Origin of the sequence: Micromonospora sp. NPDC005087 (assembly GCF_042872965.1) — a bacterium.
In the GTDB taxonomy this organism is placed as follows: domain Bacteria; phylum Actinomycetota; class Actinomycetes; order Mycobacteriales; family Micromonosporaceae; genus Micromonospora.
In genome coordinates this window covers 38,559-53,922 of record NZ_JBIALB010000001.1, presented here as the reverse complement: position 1 = coordinate 53,922, position 15,364 = coordinate 38,559, and the positions used below count along the sequence as shown (strand labels likewise).

General features: G+C 71.8%; 14 protein-coding genes and 1 pseudogene. 3 read left to right on the top strand and 12 right to left on the bottom strand.

Annotated elements, in window-relative coordinates; genetic code table 11:
• Nucleotides 1-156: 156 nt before the first annotated feature.
• Both ACFYPS_RS00255 and ACFYPS_RS00250 read left to right on the top strand, forming a co-directional pair.
• Nucleotides 157-756 (top strand): TetR/AcrR family transcriptional regulator, encoded by a 600-nt coding sequence (locus tag ACFYPS_RS00255; RefSeq protein WP_354967408.1) that lies wholly within the window; start codon nt 157-159, stop codon nt 754-756.
• Nucleotides 753-2,381: an isovaleryl-CoA dehydrogenase gene (locus ACFYPS_RS00250; protein ID WP_387322008.1), complete on the top strand. Its 1,629-nt coding sequence runs from the start codon at nt 753-755 to the stop codon at nt 2,379-2,381. The genes ACFYPS_RS00255 and ACFYPS_RS00250 overlap by 4 nt, the downstream gene beginning before the upstream one ends.
• Before the next feature lie 111 nt (nt 2,382-2,492).
• Here the strand turns inward: ACFYPS_RS00250 and ACFYPS_RS00245 are convergent, their stop codons facing one another.
• The 3 genes and pseudogenes from ACFYPS_RS00245 to ACFYPS_RS00235 form a co-directional block, all read right to left on the bottom strand.
• Nucleotides 2,493-3,683 carry an MFS transporter gene (locus tag ACFYPS_RS00245; RefSeq protein WP_387322006.1) on the bottom strand — a complete coding sequence of 397 codons (1,191 nt, stop codon included), beginning with the start codon at nt 3,681-3,683 and terminating at the stop codon, nt 2,493-2,495.
• Between the two features lie 100 nt (nt 3,684-3,783).
• On the bottom strand, nt 3,784-4,959 hold the full coding sequence (locus ACFYPS_RS00240) for an RNA-guided endonuclease InsQ/TnpB family protein (protein ID WP_387322004.1): 1,176 nt from the start codon (nt 4,957-4,959) through the stop codon (nt 3,784-3,786).
• Between the two features lie 19 nt (nt 4,960-4,978).
• Nucleotides 4,979-5,758, bottom strand: a pseudogene (locus tag ACFYPS_RS00235) (aldehyde dehydrogenase family protein); the annotation flags it as partial.
• A 224-nt stretch (nt 5,759-5,982) separates the two neighbouring features.
• Between ACFYPS_RS00235 and ACFYPS_RS00230 the strand changes: the two are divergent.
• On the top strand, nt 5,983-6,489 hold the full coding sequence (locus ACFYPS_RS00230) for a hypothetical protein (protein ID WP_387322002.1): 507 nt from the start codon (nt 5,983-5,985) through the stop codon (nt 6,487-6,489).
• Between the two features lie 90 nt (nt 6,490-6,579).
• On the opposite strand, the gene ACFYPS_RS00225 is transcribed toward ACFYPS_RS00230, so the two are convergent.
• From ACFYPS_RS00225 to coxB, 9 genes are read right to left on the bottom strand one after another with little or no spacing between them, the layout of a single operon-like run.
• Complete coding sequence (locus ACFYPS_RS00225) at nt 6,580-8,343, bottom strand: cytochrome bc complex cytochrome b subunit (protein ID WP_387322000.1); 1,764 nt, start codon at nt 8,341-8,343, stop codon at nt 6,580-6,582.
• On the bottom strand, nt 8,340-9,203 hold the full coding sequence (locus tag ACFYPS_RS00220; protein ID WP_387321998.1) for a ubiquinol-cytochrome c reductase iron-sulfur subunit: 864 nt from the start codon (nt 9,201-9,203) through the stop codon (nt 8,340-8,342). The genes ACFYPS_RS00225 and ACFYPS_RS00220 overlap by 4 nt, the downstream gene beginning before the upstream one ends.
• Nucleotides 9,200-10,000: a c-type cytochrome gene (locus ACFYPS_RS00215; protein ID WP_387321996.1), complete on the bottom strand. Its 801-nt coding sequence runs from the start codon at nt 9,998-10,000 to the stop codon at nt 9,200-9,202. Before ACFYPS_RS00215 ends, ACFYPS_RS00220 begins: the two co-directional genes overlap by 4 nt.
• Nucleotides 10,001-10,003: 3 nt before the next feature.
• Entirely contained in the window at nt 10,004-10,396 is a 393-nt protein-coding gene (locus tag ACFYPS_RS00210) for a c-type cytochrome (protein WP_387321994.1), read from the bottom strand.
• Nucleotides 10,393-11,307 carry a cytochrome c oxidase assembly protein gene (locus ACFYPS_RS00205; protein ID WP_387321992.1) on the bottom strand — a complete coding sequence of 305 codons (915 nt, stop codon included), beginning with the start codon at nt 11,305-11,307 and terminating at the stop codon, nt 10,393-10,395. Before ACFYPS_RS00205 ends, ACFYPS_RS00210 begins: the two co-directional genes overlap by 4 nt.
• A complete protein-coding gene (locus ACFYPS_RS00200) occupies nt 11,295-11,699 on the bottom strand; it encodes a hypothetical protein (RefSeq protein ID WP_354967398.1) in 405 nt (134 codons plus the stop codon). The genes ACFYPS_RS00205 and ACFYPS_RS00200 overlap by 13 nt, the downstream gene beginning before the upstream one ends.
• Nucleotides 11,696-12,322 (bottom strand): heme-copper oxidase subunit III, encoded by a 627-nt coding sequence (locus ACFYPS_RS00195; RefSeq protein ID WP_387321990.1) that lies wholly within the window; start codon nt 12,320-12,322, stop codon nt 11,696-11,698. Before ACFYPS_RS00195 ends, ACFYPS_RS00200 begins: the two co-directional genes overlap by 4 nt.
• A complete protein-coding gene (ctaD, locus tag ACFYPS_RS00190; protein WP_387321988.1) occupies nt 12,319-14,244 on the bottom strand; it encodes a cytochrome c oxidase subunit I in 1,926 nt (641 codons plus the stop codon). Before ctaD ends, ACFYPS_RS00195 begins: the two co-directional genes overlap by 4 nt.
• 17 nt (nt 14,245-14,261) lie before the next feature.
• A complete protein-coding gene (gene coxB / locus ACFYPS_RS00185; protein ID WP_387321986.1) occupies nt 14,262-15,305 on the bottom strand; it encodes a cytochrome c oxidase subunit II in 1,044 nt (347 codons plus the stop codon).
• Between the last annotated feature and the right edge of the window lie 59 nt (nt 15,306-15,364).

The following is a 15,364-nucleotide window of genomic DNA, read 5'->3' as shown; positions in this document are numbered from 1 at the left end:
GGTCGCCCCGGCCTGGGTTCCCGGCATGCAGACCTCACGCCGAGCAATTGACCCGGGGGTGCGAGTGTCGGTCGCACCACCGCGTGGGCCCGGCGAGGCCGGCCCGGCCGGCACGGCACCTTGTCGCGAAGGATTGAATGATGGTTCAATCCTTGCGTGGCGTACCGAAGCACCGAGCGGGTGAAGGCTCGGCTGAGCGCCTCCCGGGAACGGATCATCGCCGCGGCATTGGGAATCATGGCCGAGCACGGGTACGCCGGCTGCTCGGTCGCCGCCGTCGCCGAGCGGGCCGGCGTGGCGACCGGCAGCGTCTACCGCCACTTCCCGACCAAGGCCGACCTGTTCGCCGAGGTGTTCCGCACGGCCTCCCAGCGCGAGGTGGACGCGGTCGCGCGCGCCGCAGCGCTGGAGACCTCCGCCGCCGAGCAGATGGCCGCCGTCGTCGAGACGTTCTCCGGCCGCGCCCTGCAGTCCCCACGGTTGGCGTATGCCCTGCTCGCCGAGCCGGTCGACCCGGCGGTCGACGCCGAGCGGCTCGTCTTCCGCCGCGCGTACGCCGAACTGATCGCCGGGTACGTCGCGGCCGGTGTGGCGAGCGGCGAACTACCTCCACAAGATCCAGAGCTGACCGCGACCGCGCTGGTCGGCGCCCTGGCCGAGGCCATGGTCGGTCCGCTGGCCGCCGGGGTCGCCGGCCCGGAGACCATCCCCGCCCTGATCGCCTTCATCCACCGCGCGCTGGGAGTATCGCCGTGACGACACACGAGGTCTTCAACCAGGTTCCCCCGCTCGCCGGCTACGACGCGGCGGACGACCCGGCACTGCTCGACGGGCTCGAGCGGGAGGGCGCCGGCTGGGCCACCGCCGAGCTGCACGAGCTCGGCCGCCTGGGCGGCGCCGAGCAGGCCAGCGAGTACGGGCGGCTGGCCAACGAGCATCCGCCGGTCCTACGCACCCACGACCGCTACGGCCATCGCATCGACGAGGTGGAGTTCCATCCCGCCTGGCACGAGCTGATGCGCACCGCGGTCACGCACGGCCTGCACGCCGCACCGTGGGCGGATGCCCGACCGGGCGCACACGTGGCCCGGGCCGCCAAGTTCTACACATGGCGGCCCGACGCCGGCCACGGCTGCCCGATCTCGATGACCTACGCGGCAGTGCCGGCGCTGCGGCACAACCCGGAGCTGGCCGCGCGGTACGAGCCGCTGCTCACCGCCACGACGTACGACTTCGGGCTGCGTCCGCCGCTGGCCAAGCAGGGGCTGCTGGCGGGCATGTCGATGACGGAGAAGCAGGGCGGCTCGGACGTGCGCGCCAACACCACCACCGCCCGCCCTGAGCCGGACGGAACCTACCGGCTCGTCGGGCACAAGTGGTTCACGTCGGCGCCGATGTGCGACATCTTCCTCACCCTCGCCCAGGCACCGGACGGAATCACCTGCTTCCTCGTCCCGCGTGTCCTTCCCGACGGCACCCGCAACCCGATGCGGCTGATGCGCCTGAAGGACAAGCTCGGCAACCGGTCCAACGCCTCGGCGGAGGTCGAATACGAGCAGGCGGTCGCCTGGCGCGTCGGAGACGAGGGCCGTGGCGTGCGCACGATCATCGACATGGTCAACCTGACCCGCCTCGACTGCGTGATCGGCGCGGCGGCCGGGATGCGCCAAGGCGTGATCACCGCCGTCCACCACGCCACCCACCGGCAGACCTTCGGCCGGTACCTCATCGACCAGCCACTGATGCGCAACGTGCTCGCCGACCTCGCGGTCGAGTCCGAGGCCGCCACCGTCCTCATGATGCGCCTCGCCGGAGCGACCGACCGATCCGCGCGCGGCGACGCCAGCGAGACCGCGTTCAAACGGCTCGCCCTCGCCGTCGGCAAGTACTGGGTCTGCAAGCGCTGGCCGGCACACGCCGCAGAGGCCCTCGAATGCCTGGGCGGCAACGGCTACATCGAGGAGTCGGGCATGCCGCGGCTGTTCCGCGAGTCGCCGCTGAACTCGATCTGGGAGGGCTCCGGCAACGTCGCCGCACTGGACGTCCTGCGCGTTCTCGTCAAGGAACCCCAGGTCATGGAGGCGTTCCAGGCCGAGCTGAGCGCCGCTGCCGGCACCGACGCACGGCTCGACGCCGCGGTCCGCCAGGTGCGGGCCGACCTGTCCGACCTCGACGACCTCGAACTGCGGGCGCGGCGCGTCGTCGAACGGCTCGCCCTGGTGCTGCAGGGCTCCCTGCTGGTGCGGCACGGCCACCCCGCCGTCGCCGACGCCTTCTGCGCGTCCCGGCTCGGCGGCGACCACGGCCAGGCGTACGGCACCCTGCCGAGCGGCGTCGACTTCGCCGCGATCATCTCCCGCGCCACCCCGAAGGTGAGCTGACAGAAACCTCCCCGGTGGCCACCACCGTCCGGACCGGTGTCGGCCACACCAGACGCGGCGGGGTGCCGGCTGGTCAGCCGGACGTCCGCCGCCGGCTCTCGGTACCCAACGTCAGGTCGCCGGTCGAACGATGGCAAGGAACAGGGCCAGGGCGACGGCCTGGATGCCGGCCACGGTGATGATCAACGCGGTGATCGAGTAGTCGTAGAGGGCGCCGGTGAGCAGCCCACCGACCAGGGTCGCCCCGCCCAACCCGGCGGCGAAGATGCCGTAGGCGGTGCCCCGCCGAGCGGCGGGGACGATGTCGGCGATGGTCGCACGCATGGTCGATTCCTGAATGCCGAGCACGGCGCCCCAGGCCAGGACCCCGGCGACCGCGGTCGCCGGGGTGGTCGTGAAGGCAGCCAGCGGGATCAGGGCGGTCAGCACAGGTACGGCGGCCAGTACCCGGACGCCGGCCCGGTCGTACAGCCACCCGGAGGCCAGCGCGGCGAGCGCGTCGACGCCCATCGCGGCGGCGTACACGACCGGGACCACCGCCACGGGTACGACGTGCCGGGTGGCGAGGTGGAAGCTGAGCACCCCGAAGGTGGCGTAGCCGGCCGTGGTCACCGCCGTGAACGCCAGATAGGTCCAGAACACGCGGGGTAGCCGGCCGCCCGGCGGGGCGGGCGGCGCGCCGGGTCGAGGTTCCGGTTCGAAGCGACGCGGATCGGGCACGCCGGCGCGTAGCCACAGCAGCACGAGCATCGCCGCCACAGCGGGTACGGCCAAGGCGAGGAACGCGGGCCGGTAGTTGTGAGCGGTCGCGGCCAGTACGGCGGCGACCAGCAGCGGCCCCGCCACGCCGCCGGCCTGGTCGAGCGCCTCATGGACGGCGAAGCCCTTGCCGCGGCCGACTGCCGCAGCGGCGTGCGAGAGCATGACATCTCTCGCCGGGCCGCGGATCGCCTTGCCGGCGCGCTCCGCGACGAACAGCGCCGCAGCCAGCCACAGTGCGGTGGTCAGCCCGAGAGCGGGCACGGCGACCATGGTCACGGCATAGCCGACCAGGACGAGCGGCCAGTAGGCGCGGGTCCGGTCCGCGAGGGGTCCGGTGGCCAGCCGCCCGGTCAGGGCGGTCGCCTCGCCAGCGCCGGTGACCAGCCCGACGACGGTCGCGGATGCGCCGACGGTGGCCAGGTAGGGGCCGATGACCGACCGGGCGCCCTCGTACACCACGTCCGACAGCAGGCTGACAACACCGAAGGCGGTCACGAACCGCCACGGCGTCCACCTGATGGTGAGCGCGGTGACTCTCACCCGTGCAGTCTGGCCTACCGGCAAGCTGGCCGGGCGTGGATCTGCAACGCCGACCCGCGCCATAGTCAACTACCCGCCCATGAATGGGCGGGCTTGTAGATCAAGCCTCTCGCTGGCTGCGAGGTGATGCCACGTGCGGGCGGTTGACTGCGCCCCAGCCCTCGACACCGCGCTCGGCGATGTTGAGAGCCGCATTGTGATCGGCGTGGGCAACGACCCCGCACGACCGACAGGTGAAGGTTTCCTGGTTAGGCCGGTTCCGCTTGTCGCGGTGCTTGCAGCCGTGGCAGGTCTGGGAGGTATACCGCGGGTCGACCTGGACCAGCGGTACACCAGCTCGGCGGGCCTTGTAGGTAAGGAACCCGCCGAGCTGGTGAAACGACCACGAGTGGAGCGTGACCCGTTGGGGCTTTCTCAGCCGGACCCGCTCACGGATCCCCGTCAGTTCTTCGACGGCGATACCGCGACCGGTGCGTGCAGCCTCGGTCACAATGGTCTTGGCGATGCGATGGTTGACGTTCGCGGCGTGCCGCGCTTCCTTCTTGTTACGTCGGGCCAGAAGCCGCTTGGCCGAAGTGCTGCCCTTCTGTTGCAGCCGAGCCCGCAGCCGCATCTGGCGGCGGCGGTAGCCGTTGAGCCGGGTGCCGGCGTAGCGGGTGCCGTCGGAGTTGTAGGCGATGTTGACGATGCCCATGTCCACGCCGAGGAAGCCGTCCGGTTCGTACGGCGGCGCCTCGGGCACCTCGATCGAGGCGTACAGGAACCACATCCCGTCGCGGTGCACCAGGTCGGACTCGCCGATCACGCTGGTGGCGACAGCCTTGAGCTGGGCCGGCGAGCCGGTGTATGCCATGCCTCTGAGCCGGCCGGTGGTGGTCCAGATGGACACCGTCCGAGCGTCGTGCTGCCAGGACAGCATCCGGGCGTCGTAAGGCTGGGCGGCGTCCCACCGAAACCGGATCGGGTTGGCCTCGACCCGCCTGCGCCGATTCGAGCCGGGCTTGCCGTACCGCCCGGCCTTGAGGTTCGCCGTCAGGGTGGTGTAGGCGTCGGCGACCTTCTTGATGACGTGCTGTGCCGCCTGGGCACCCAACCCGTAGTCGGCCTTGATCCCGGCGTAGACGTGCTTGCGCAGGTCGTAGTTGCGGTACACGGCCGACTCGCGGGCCACGATCGCCACGTCGCTGGCCGCCTGGTTACACGCGCGCAGGGTCGCCCCCAGCGCTGCCGCATGCCCGGGCGTCGGCAGGAGTTTCACCTGCACAACCAGCTTCATGCGATCACAGTAGCAACTGGTCCATGTCACCTCGATGGACCATGTGGTTCTTCGCGCCGCCGAGCGCCTGCACCCGCTTGCCGTTGTGCGTTCCGGTTTCGTAGATGTACCGGGCGATCGGCGTCGACCCGACGAACGAGACCGCCTTGACCTCCGGATGCTCGAGGATCCGGTCAACCGCCTCCTTGTCGCCGTGCACGACGTTGAACACGCCATCCGGTAGCCCGGCCTCGGCGAAGAGCTCCGCCAGGAAGTTCGCCGCGGAGGGGTCCTTCTCGCTCGGCTTCAGCACCACGGTGTTGCCGCAGGCGATGGCGTTGGGCACGAACCACAGCGGCACCATCGCCGGGAAATTGAATGGGGAGATCACCCCGACCACGCCGAGCGGCTGCTGGATCGAGTGCACGTCCACCTTGGTCGAGGCGTTCTCGCTGAACCCGCCCTTGAGCAACTGCGGGCTGCCGCAGGCGAACTCCACCGCCTCCAGCGCACGCTGTATCTCGCCCGCCGCGTCGGAGAGCACCTTGCCGTGCTCGGCGGTGATGATCTCGGCGAGGTCGGACTTCCGGGCGTTGAGCAGTTCGCGGAACGCGAACATCACGTTCGCGCGTTGGGCGAGGGAGGCGTTGCGTCACCGGGAGAAGGCTTCGCGGGCGGCGGTGACCGCCTCGTCGACGTCCGAGGCGCTGGCGAAATCGACCTTCCCGCCGACCTGACCCGTCGCGGGGTCGTACACGTCACCCGTGCGCTGGGCGATGCCGGTCCATGCCTTGCCGCCGATCCAGTGCGTGATCCTCATGCCGACACCGCCTCAATTGCCTCAGCGAGGATGCCCAGCGCCTCGTCGGCCTCGTCCTCGGTGAGCGTCATCGGCGGCGCCAGCCGGATCACGTTGCCGTGCGGGCCGCCCTTGCCGACCAGCAGTCCGCGACTGCGCGCTTCCTCCAGCAGGGCGGCTGCGGCCGCGGGATTGGGTTCGCCGCCCGCGTGAACGCCCCGACCACCGGTTCGGATACTTCCCGCGTGACATCATCGAAGCCGCGCCGGGCCTGGTCGGAGGTCTTTCGCCGCAGCCGCATCTCGCCCTACGTGTTCGTCGTCGCCGAGGACGCCGCGAAGGAGGTCGACCGGGTCGTCGCCGGGCTCGGGCTGCCTGAGGCGTCCTCGAACAGCCTGTTCGACAACGCCCACTGGGCCACGCCGCTGCTCGACGGCGCCGTGGCGCGGCTGCTCACCTACGGTTGGTCCACCCTGCCGAGCGGCACCCGGGTATACGGTCACCGGCCGTTGCGGCTGCTCTGCCACTTCATGGACCTCCAGCCGCCCACCCGCGCGCTGTCCGGAGAGCGGTCGGTGCCGGAGGTGGACCAGTTGCTGGCCGACCTCGACCGGCAGCGGCAGGCCGATACCGCGGCGCTGCTCGCCCAGGCGGGTATGGCGATGGCCAACGATCCGCAGGAGGTCCTGGCGGCGGTTCGGGCGCTCCTCGGCGACGAGGCGATCGGCACCGTCGCCGAGGCTAGCGTCTAGCTCCATCGGTGATACATCACCGGTCGCGCCACCCTCGGCGACGGCGGAGCCTTCATCGGCCCTTTCCCTCCACGCGCCCCACCAGGTGTGTCATGTCCGCCCATCCCCGGTCGGCGCCTCTTCCGCCGGCTCCGGCGGCGTCGGGCCGTCCACCCGTTCCCGCTCCCGGCGGTCCCGCCGTTTCTCGACGAGGGCTGCGAGCAGCAGCGACCCGACGGCCGCCGCCCGGCCCCAACGGCGCAGGGCGGCGCGGATCGGCCCGGGCGGTGGCGCCGGCGGCGGTCCGGGCACCACCACCCGGTCGACCCCCGGGTACGCGAGCCGGGAGGCCGAGATCGCTTCCTCCTCCGAGCGCAGGGCCCGGTTCCCGCCGATGACGAGGTGCCGGGCCTCGTCGCGGTAACGCCAATGCCACAGATCGCCCTCCGGCCACAGCTCGATTCGCTCCCCCGGCCTGTCCAGGGCGGGTGTTTCCGGTTCACCCTCGCCTTCGGGCGGGTGAGGCGAGCGGTGGGCGGCCCGCCGCAGGTCCGCGCGGGTGAGTTCGCCGACGCCGGCTGCTCCGCCGCGGTGCAGCGCCCGCGCGGTCAGGAAGGCGAGCGCCCCGGCCAGGATCGGTAGGACGAGCACCAGCACCTGGAACACCGACAGCAGGTCGTAGATCGGCACCCGCAGCAGGCGGGCGATGATGTCGTCGCCGGCCGCCACCGTGAGTACCGCGTAGAAGGTCAGCGCGGCCACGCCGATGCCCATCCGGAAGGGATGGTCGCGGGGCCGGTCGAGCAGGTGGTGCTGCCGGCGATCGCCGGTACGCAGCCGTTCGACGAACGGCCACGCGTAGAGGACGAGGAAGGTCAACCCGCCGAGCACCACGCCGGGGAAGAACGGCGCGGGCACCAGATGCCCGGCGACGCGGAACTCGAGCGGCGGGAACAGCCGCAGGGCCCCATCACCCCAGGCGACGTACCAGTCGGGCTGGGCCGGCGCGGTGGACTGGGCCGGTTCGAAGGGCCCGTAGAGCCAGACCGGGTTGATCTGGATCAGGCCGCCGAGGGCGAACAGTACCGCCAGCACCCAGGCGAACAGGGCGAGCGTGCGCAGGGTGTAGCTCGGCCACAGCCGGGAGCCGACGACGTTGTGCTCGGTCCGCCCCGGACCGGGGAACTGGGTGTGCTTCTGCCGCACCAGGATGCCCATGTGCAGCGACACGAGGGCGACGAGGACGGCCGGCACCAGCAGCACGTGGGCGACGAACATCCGGGGGATCATCTCGTCGGAGGGGAACTCCCCGCCCAGGGCCAGGGAAACCAGCCACGCCCCGACCAGGGGGATCGACTCCACCACCGAGGTGATGATCCGCAGGCCCAGCCCGGAGAGCAGGTCGTCTGGCAGGGAGTAGCCGGTGAAGCCGTTGGCGAGGGCGAGGGTCAGCATGGTCACGCCGATCAGCCAGTTGACCTCACGGGGTTTGCGGAACGCTCCGGTGAAGAAGATCCGCGCCAGGTGCAGCACGATGGCCGCGACGAAGACCAGCGCGGCCCAGTGGTGGGTCTGCCGGATCAGCAGGCCGGCCCGGACGTCCCAGCTGAGCCGCACGGTCGAGGCGTACGCCGCGGAGGTGGTGGCGCCGTCCAGCGGGGCGTACGCACCGCGGTAGACCCGGTCGGCGGAGCTGGCGTCGAAGAAGAAGGTCAGGTAGACGCCGGTGAGGATCAGCGCGATGAACGAGTAGAGCGCGATCTCGCCGAGCATGAACGACCAGTGGTCGGGAAAGACCTTCACCAGCGCCCGGCGGGTGATCGGCGAGAGCCGTAGCCGGTCGTCCAGGGCCCGGGCCAGCCGGTCGGTGATCATGGTGAGCTCCAGAAGCCCGCGCCGGGCGGCACGGTGAAGTCACCGGTCGCGCGGAGGAAGCCGTCCGGTCCGACCTCGATCGGCAGCCCTGGTAGCGCCCGGGCCGCCGGACCGGCCACCGGCCGGGCATCTGCCAGCAGGTCGAAGGAGGACTGATGGCAGGGACAGAGCACCTGCCCGGTGCCCTTGAGGTAGATCCGGACCGGGCACCCTGCGTGCGTGCAGAGCAGCGAGTGGACGACCAGCCCGTTCAGGTGACCGGCGGAGGGCGGGCGGGAGAAGCGTTCCGGATCAAGGCGGACCGCGAAAGCGGGGCCGTCCCCGGTGTCGAGGTGGCCCTCGGGAAAGATCCCGACCGCGGTGCCGGCGGGCACGTCCTGCAGCCGCAGTGGCCGTCCGTCCGCGGTGACCAGCCGCACGCCGGGTCCCCACGGGGTGTCTCTACGTGCCTGGAGCGGGTGGGCCCGTCCGGAGGGCAGCAGGGAGCGCAGCGGGAACAGCGCGGCGGCGCCGAGCGCGCTCAGCGCGAGCCCGAGCGCGGCGAGCAGGCCCCGCCGCCGCACCGGGCTGTCCGGCGCGGCGAGCACCGCGGCGGTCATCGCCTGCTCGGTCGGAGGCGGCGCGAAGCCCTCGTGCTCCTCGACGTACCCGTCGACCGGCACGAGCCGCCGGCCCCAGATGGCGAGGCCCACGGCCAGCCCGGCGAAGGCCACCGCGAGACAGACCCCCTCCCAGCGGGTGTCGCCGCCCACCGCGTACGTCACCGCGAAGCCCACCGCCCCGGCGGCGCTAACCAGAAACGCGACGACGGTCCGGCGACTGGCCGCCCGCTCGCTCGCCGAGGGACGCCGCGCGCTCACTCCCCCGCCCTCCTGCCCAGCCACCGCGCGGCTGCCACCAGCAGACCCAGGACGGCCACCCAGGCGACCAGTCCCTCGGCCAGCGGGCCGAGCCGACCGAGGGGGTTGCCGCCCCGGTCCAGCCGCTCGCCGCGGAGCCGCTGCACGTACGCGGTGAGGTCGTTGACCTGCTGGTCGTCGAGCACCTGGCTGGGAAAGACCGGCATCAGCCCGGGGCCGACCCGGACCGCCTCGGCGACCTCCGTCGCTGTGGCGTCGTACAGCGGCGGGGCGGTCAAGCCGTCGGTCAGCGCGGTGCCCGCGCCGGTGGCCCCATGGCAGGGTGCGCAGTTGGCGGCGAAGATCTCCTGACCGGAGGCCAGGTTGCCCGGGGCGACCCGGGGTATCTGCGGACCACCCCCGCCGAAGCTGCCGACGTGGCCCACCAGTGCGCGGATGTCGTCGGCCGAGAACACCGGTTCCGCGCGCCGGGCCTGCTGCTGCTCCCGCGACAGCGGCATCCGTCCGGTGGAGACCTGGAAGTCGACCGAGGCGGGGCCGACGCCGATCAGCGACGGGCCCCGCTGCGTGCCCCGCCCCTGCTCACCGTGGCAACTCGCGCACTGCTGCAGGTAGAGCTCGGTGCCCCGGTCCGCCGGGTTGGACGACGGCGCGGACACGGCCGGGGTCGTCGCCCCGGGGGTCGGCTCGGGGGCGAGCGCCACCGGACCGGCGGCGAGCACCAGCACGGCTCCGACCGCGAGCATCCGGCGGGGATGCAGGGTGAGCCGCCGGGCCGCGGCTCGTGAGTGCCGCATCGGTCAGTCCAGCGTGTAGAGGTAGGCGGCGATGTCCTGGGCGTCAATGGCACTGATACCGAGGTTCGGCATGGCGGTCCCGGGCTCCACGGCCTGGGGATCGGCGATCCAGCGCCGGAGGTTGTCGGCGTTGTTGGGCAGTTGACCGGCGATGTAGGAGCGGGCGCCGAACCGGGTCAGGGGCGGGCCGACCAGGCCTTCGGCGCGGTTGATGCCGGGGATGGTGTGGCACGACCCGCAGCCGTACTGGGCGATCAGCTCCGCGCCGCGGTCGGGCCGTCCGTTGAGCGACTCCGGTGGTGGCGGTGGGGCCGTCGAGGCGCAAGCGGTGACCGCGACCATCGGCAGGATCATGAGGGCCGCACCGAGTGCCCCGAGCCGGCGAGGCAGCATCATGGCACCATCCCTTCCGCTTCAGCTGTGGTCACCATCGGGCGGGTCCCTCCGGCTGGCGGCCCCCCGCGCAGGCCGTCGGGCCGGTCGCGGTCCATCCGCAGCAGCCAGCCCAGGAACACGGTCAGCGTCACGACCAGCACGGCCAGGTCCATCGGCGCCCACATCAACAGGCCGGCGAGTTGCTGGTCGGCCAGCGGGTCGGCGCCGAACACCCGCCGCGGATAGATCGGTTGCGGGGCGAAGGTGAGCACGGCGCCGAGGGCCGAGGCGGGCAGCATGGTGCCGGCCAGCAGCAGCACCGTCACCGGGGCGGGGGCGCGGTGCCGTGGCGAGCCGAGCACCGGGGCCCAGAACAGCCAGGCCGTGGCCAGGAAGCACAGATGCTCGGTGGCGTGCACGACGGGACGGTCGACCGCGGCCGCGTACGGCCCGGGCAGGTGCCAGAACCAGAGCACGACGGTCTGCCCGCCACCGGCCAGCAGGGCGTACGTGCCCGGGTGGCGCAGCCGGCGCATCGGCGGCGCCACCCGGCAGCGGGCGAGCAGCCGGCGCAGCGGGAGCGGCACGGCCATGTTCAGCGGCAGCCCCGCCGCGCCGGCCGCGAGCAACGGCCCGGCCACCAGCAGGAGCAGCATGTGCTGAGCCATGTGCCCGGCCAACGAGGACTCCGCCATCTCGTGCGCCGGCCCGTGCTCAGTGCCGAGCACCACCAGCAGTCCGGCGCCGAACGCGGCCACCCGCCAGCGGGGGACCACGTGCCCCGCGCCGCGGCGCGACCACAGCTCCTGGACGCCCCGCCCGTAGCCGGCTGCCAGCAGGCAGACCGTGACGACGACGAGCATCGCCAGCAGGCTCTCGGCCAGCGGGCTCTGGCCGGGCCCGTGTGCCTGGTGGATGCTCAGAGCTGACATGGCGGCAGCACCAGCACGGCGACCCCGCCGAGCACGATGATCGTCAGGAACAGCAGGTTGACCCAGACGCCCACCACGGCGAGCATCCGGGACCGGCCGTACGCCCGGTCCTGGGTGCCCGTGGCCTGCGCGCGGGCGGTGCGTCGCCACGCCAGGGCGGCGACCGCCAGCGAGCCCGCGGTGACCAGGGCCGGGACGATCACCGCGAGCCCGACGACCCGCCCGAGCGGCATGGCGAGGACGCGGTCGGAGCCGGCGGCGCAGGCGAGTTCGTCGAGGCCCCAGGCGGCGAGCACGTGTACGGCCCAAGCGACGCCGCCGCCGAGGACGCCGTACCAGAGCAGCACCCCGCCGGTCAGACGGGCCCGTGGCCCGGGTGGTGTGGTGGTCATAGTCGTGGGGAGAGGTAGATGGTGAACAGGATGGCGGCCCACACCGCGTCGACGAAGTGCCAGTAGATGGCGGTGTTGCGGACCCGCTCGCGCCGGTGGGCGTCGATGGTGCCGCCGCTCAGGGCGGCGGCGAGCAGCCAGCCGATCATGGTCAGGCCGACCAGGACGTGCAGCCCGTGGAAACCGGTGATCAGGTAGAACAGCGACCCGTACACGTCGGTGGTCAGGGTGAAGTGCCGGAGCTTCTCGGCGTACTCGGTGGCCTGCAGGGCCAGGAAGGTCAGCCCGAGCACCATGGTGGCGCCCAGGCCGCACCGCAGCTGCCACCGCCGGCCGTGCCGGCTGCCGCGTTCGGCCCACACCATGGGCAGACTGCTGGGCAGCAGCACGGCGGTCATGATCAACGGCTTGAGCAGCTCCGGGGCCCCGATGGCGCCCGGCGGCCACTGGGGGCCGTACTGGAAGCGGAGGTAGAAGTAGCTGCCGAGCAGGCAGGCGAAGAGGGTGGCCTCGGTGGCCACGAACATCACCATGCCCCACCAGCCGGTCGATCGACCGGCTGGCAGCTCGGTGCTCAGCGCCTCAGCGCCGGTGGCCGCCATGATCCCGCCCCGATCCGTCATGGTGTCGCCACCCCGCTCGTCCGGCTCGGTCCAGCTGGCCAGAGCCAGACCGCGATCGTCGCGGCCACCACCACCGCGGCGACGGCCGCCACCGGGTACCAGGCGACGAGCAGAGCGGCGAAGAAGACCAGCAACGCGGCGGCGAGCACGAGGGGCTTGAGCGTTGACTCCGGCATCGGCACCGGGCGTTCGACGCGGGCGTCCAGTTCGCTGGTGAGCAGTGTGTCGCGTCCCTCGCTGAGGATGCGGTCCGCGGTCGCCCCCTCGCCAATCGAGTCGGCGGTCCGTTCGTCCCACACCGGGTGCAGGCTGTGCACGCGAGGCAGGACGGGGAAGTTGTACGGCTCGGGCGGTGACGTGGTGGCCCATTCCAGGGTGTCGGCGCCCCAGGGGTCCGGCGGGGCGGGCCGACCCCGTCGGACGGCGTGCACCACGCCGACGAGCACGAGCAGCAGTCCGAGAGCGAGCACGTAGGAGCCGATGGTGCTGACCAGGTTCCATCCGCCCCAGCCCGGCTCGCTGGCGTAGGTGTAGACCCGGCGGGGCATCCCGAACAGCCCGTAGAGGTGCATGGGGAAGAAGGTGACGTGCATGCCCGCGAAGATCAGCCAGAACGCCCAGCGCCCCAGCCCTTCGTGGTACATCCGCCCGGTGATCTTGGGCAGCCAGTAGTAGATGCCGGCGAGCATCGGGAAGACCGCGCCGCCGATCAGCACGTAGTGGAAGTGCGCCACCACGAAGTAGGTGTCGGTGACCTGCTGGTCGAACGCGGTCAGGGCGAACATCGTGCCAGTGACGCCGCCGAGCACGAAGGTCACGATGAAACCGACGACGAACAGTAGCGGCACCCGGATGACCAGCCGGCCGAGCAGCATGGTGGCCAGCCAGGCGAAGATCTGCAGCCCGGACGGAATGGTGATGATCGTGCTGGCCGCGCTGAAGAAGCTGTACGACAGTTGCGGCAGCCCGGTGGCGAACATGTGGTGCACCCAGACCCCGAACGAGATGATCGCGATCGCCACGATGGACAGCACGATCAGCGGGTAGCCGACCACGCCCCGCCGGGTGAATGCGGGTAGCACCGCCGAAACGATGCCCAGCCCCGGCATGACGATGATGTACACGTCGGGGTGTCCGAAGATCCAGAACAGGTGCTGCCAGAGCAGGACGTTTCCGCCGGCCGACGGGTCGAAGAAGTGGGTGTCGAACCGGCGGTCGAAAAACAGCATCGCGTTGTCGAGGTTCAGCGCCGGCAGCGCGAAGATCACCATGAACGCGGTAGCGACGATCGCCCAGACGAACAGCGGTACCCGGTTGAGCGACATTCCCGGTGCGCGCAGCTTGAGCGCGGTGACGATGAAGTTGATCGAGGCGGCGGTCGTGGATATGCCGAGGAAGAGCAGACCGAGGGCGTAGACGTCCATGTGCAGGCCGGGGTTGTGCTGCTCGGAGCTCAGCGGCGCGTACGCGAACCAGCCGTTGTTGGGGGCGGCGCCGAAGGGCAGGCTCGCCCACATGAACAGGCCGGCGAACAGGAAGACCCAGTAGCCGAAGGCGTTCAGTCTCGGGAACGCCATGTCCCGGGCGCCGATCATCAGGGGTACGAGGTAGTTCCCGAAGCCGAAGAGCATCGGTGTGGCGAACAGGAAGATCATCGCCGTGCCGTGCATGGTGAAGAGCTGGTTGTACTCCTCGGGCGACAGCAGTCCCGCCTCGGGTCGGGCGAGCTGGGTGCGCATGGCCAGGGCGCTGAGTCCGGCGAGGACGAAGAAGACCCCGGCGGTGACCAGGTAGCGCCGGCCGATCCTCTTGTGGTCGACCGTGCTGAACCAGCCGCGTAGCGAGCGCGACTCCGCCCAGTGTTCCGTCAGCCGGGCCAGGTCCACCCGGCTGACTCCGGGCGGCGTGCTGGTCGTGGACATAGTTCCCCCTCCCCGACCTACTCGAGCGACCGCAGGTACGTGATCAGGTCGGGCAGCGCGGCCGCGCCGACCGGCTGTGGGGGCATCGCGTTGCCGGGCTTGACCGTCTGGGAGTTGACGATCCAGCCGCCGAGGTGTCCGGCGTCATTCGGTACCGCCCCGGCGCCGAGGCTCCATCGGGAGCCCACGTTCGACAGGTCGGGCCCCACCTGGCCCTGGGCGCCGGTGCCCCGCACCGCGTGGCAGGCGGCGCAGGTGCCCTGCACGAACGCCTGCTGGCCGCGGCGCTCGGCCTCCGTGCGCGGCTGACGGGCCGGGGCGTTCAGGCGGGTCAGCCACGTGTCGAAGTCGGCGCGGGGTTCCGCCACGACCAGGAAGGCCATGTGAGCGTGCTGGGTGCCGCAGTACTCGGCGCACTGGCCGCGGTAGCGGCCGGCCCGCTCCGCCCGCAACCAGGTCTCACGGGTCTCACCGGCGATCAGGTCCGTCTTCGGCATGAGCTGCGGCACCCAGAAGCTGTGCAGCACGTCGTCCGTGCGCAGCCGGACCTTCACCCGCTCGCCCACCGGAATGTGGATCTCGTTCGCGGTCGCCCCGGACGCCCCCGGATAGCGCACCTCCCACCACCACTTGTGGCCGGTCACCTCCACCGTCGGGGCGTCGGGGTCGGGATCGGCGGCGAGCGCGGCGAGGTCCCGCAGCCCCACCCCGTAGACGGCGACGAGAATGACGAACGGCAGCCCGGCTCCGGCGATCGCGACGAAGCGGAGCGGCTGCCCGTGGCGCACCCGGACGTTGCCCCGCCGGAACACCAGCGCCCAGATCAGCAGCGCCATGACCTCGGCGACCACCGCCAGCGAGATCCAGAAGAGCAGCCACCACAGGTTGGCGACCCGGGCGGCGCCCGTGCCGGCGGGGTTGAGGGTGGACGGCGGGTCACCACCGCATCCGGCGAGCAGGGCCAGGCCGCACAGGGCCGTCAGCACCGGGAGCGGGCGCGGTTGCCGGCGCCGCCCGGCCGGTCCGGCGGCGCTCATGGTCATCCCTGCTGTCGTGTCCACCGAGAGCGACACTAGGCCCTTCCGGACCCCGTTCGTCCCCGTTTGCGGCTGATAACCCG

Coding starts and splice junctions, on each gene's coding strand:
- ACFYPS_RS00240 (WP_387322004.1), bottom strand. CDS start 4,959: ATGAAGCTGGTTGTGCAGGTGAAACTCCTGCCGACGCCCGGGCATGCG.
- ACFYPS_RS00225 (WP_387322000.1), bottom strand. CDS start 8,343: ATGATCACCGACCGGCTGGCCCGGGCCCTGGACGACCGGCTACGGCTC.
- ACFYPS_RS00215 (WP_387321996.1), bottom strand. CDS start 10,000: ATGCGGCACTCACGAGCCGCGGCCCGGCGGCTCACCCTGCATCCCCGC.
- ACFYPS_RS00210 (WP_387321994.1), bottom strand. CDS start 10,396: ATGATGCTGCCTCGCCGGCTCGGGGCACTCGGTGCGGCCCTCATGATC.
- ACFYPS_RS00205 (WP_387321992.1), bottom strand. CDS start 11,307: ATGTCAGCTCTGAGCATCCACCAGGCACACGGGCCCGGCCAGAGCCCG.
- ACFYPS_RS00200 (WP_354967398.1), bottom strand. CDS start 11,699: ATGACCACCACACCACCCGGGCCACGGGCCCGTCTGACCGGCGGGGTG.
- ACFYPS_RS00195 (WP_387321990.1), bottom strand. CDS start 12,322: ATGACGGATCGGGGCGGGATCATGGCGGCCACCGGCGCTGAGGCGCTG.
- ctaD (WP_387321988.1), bottom strand. CDS start 14,244: ATGTCCACGACCAGCACGCCGCCCGGAGTCAGCCGGGTGGACCTGGCC.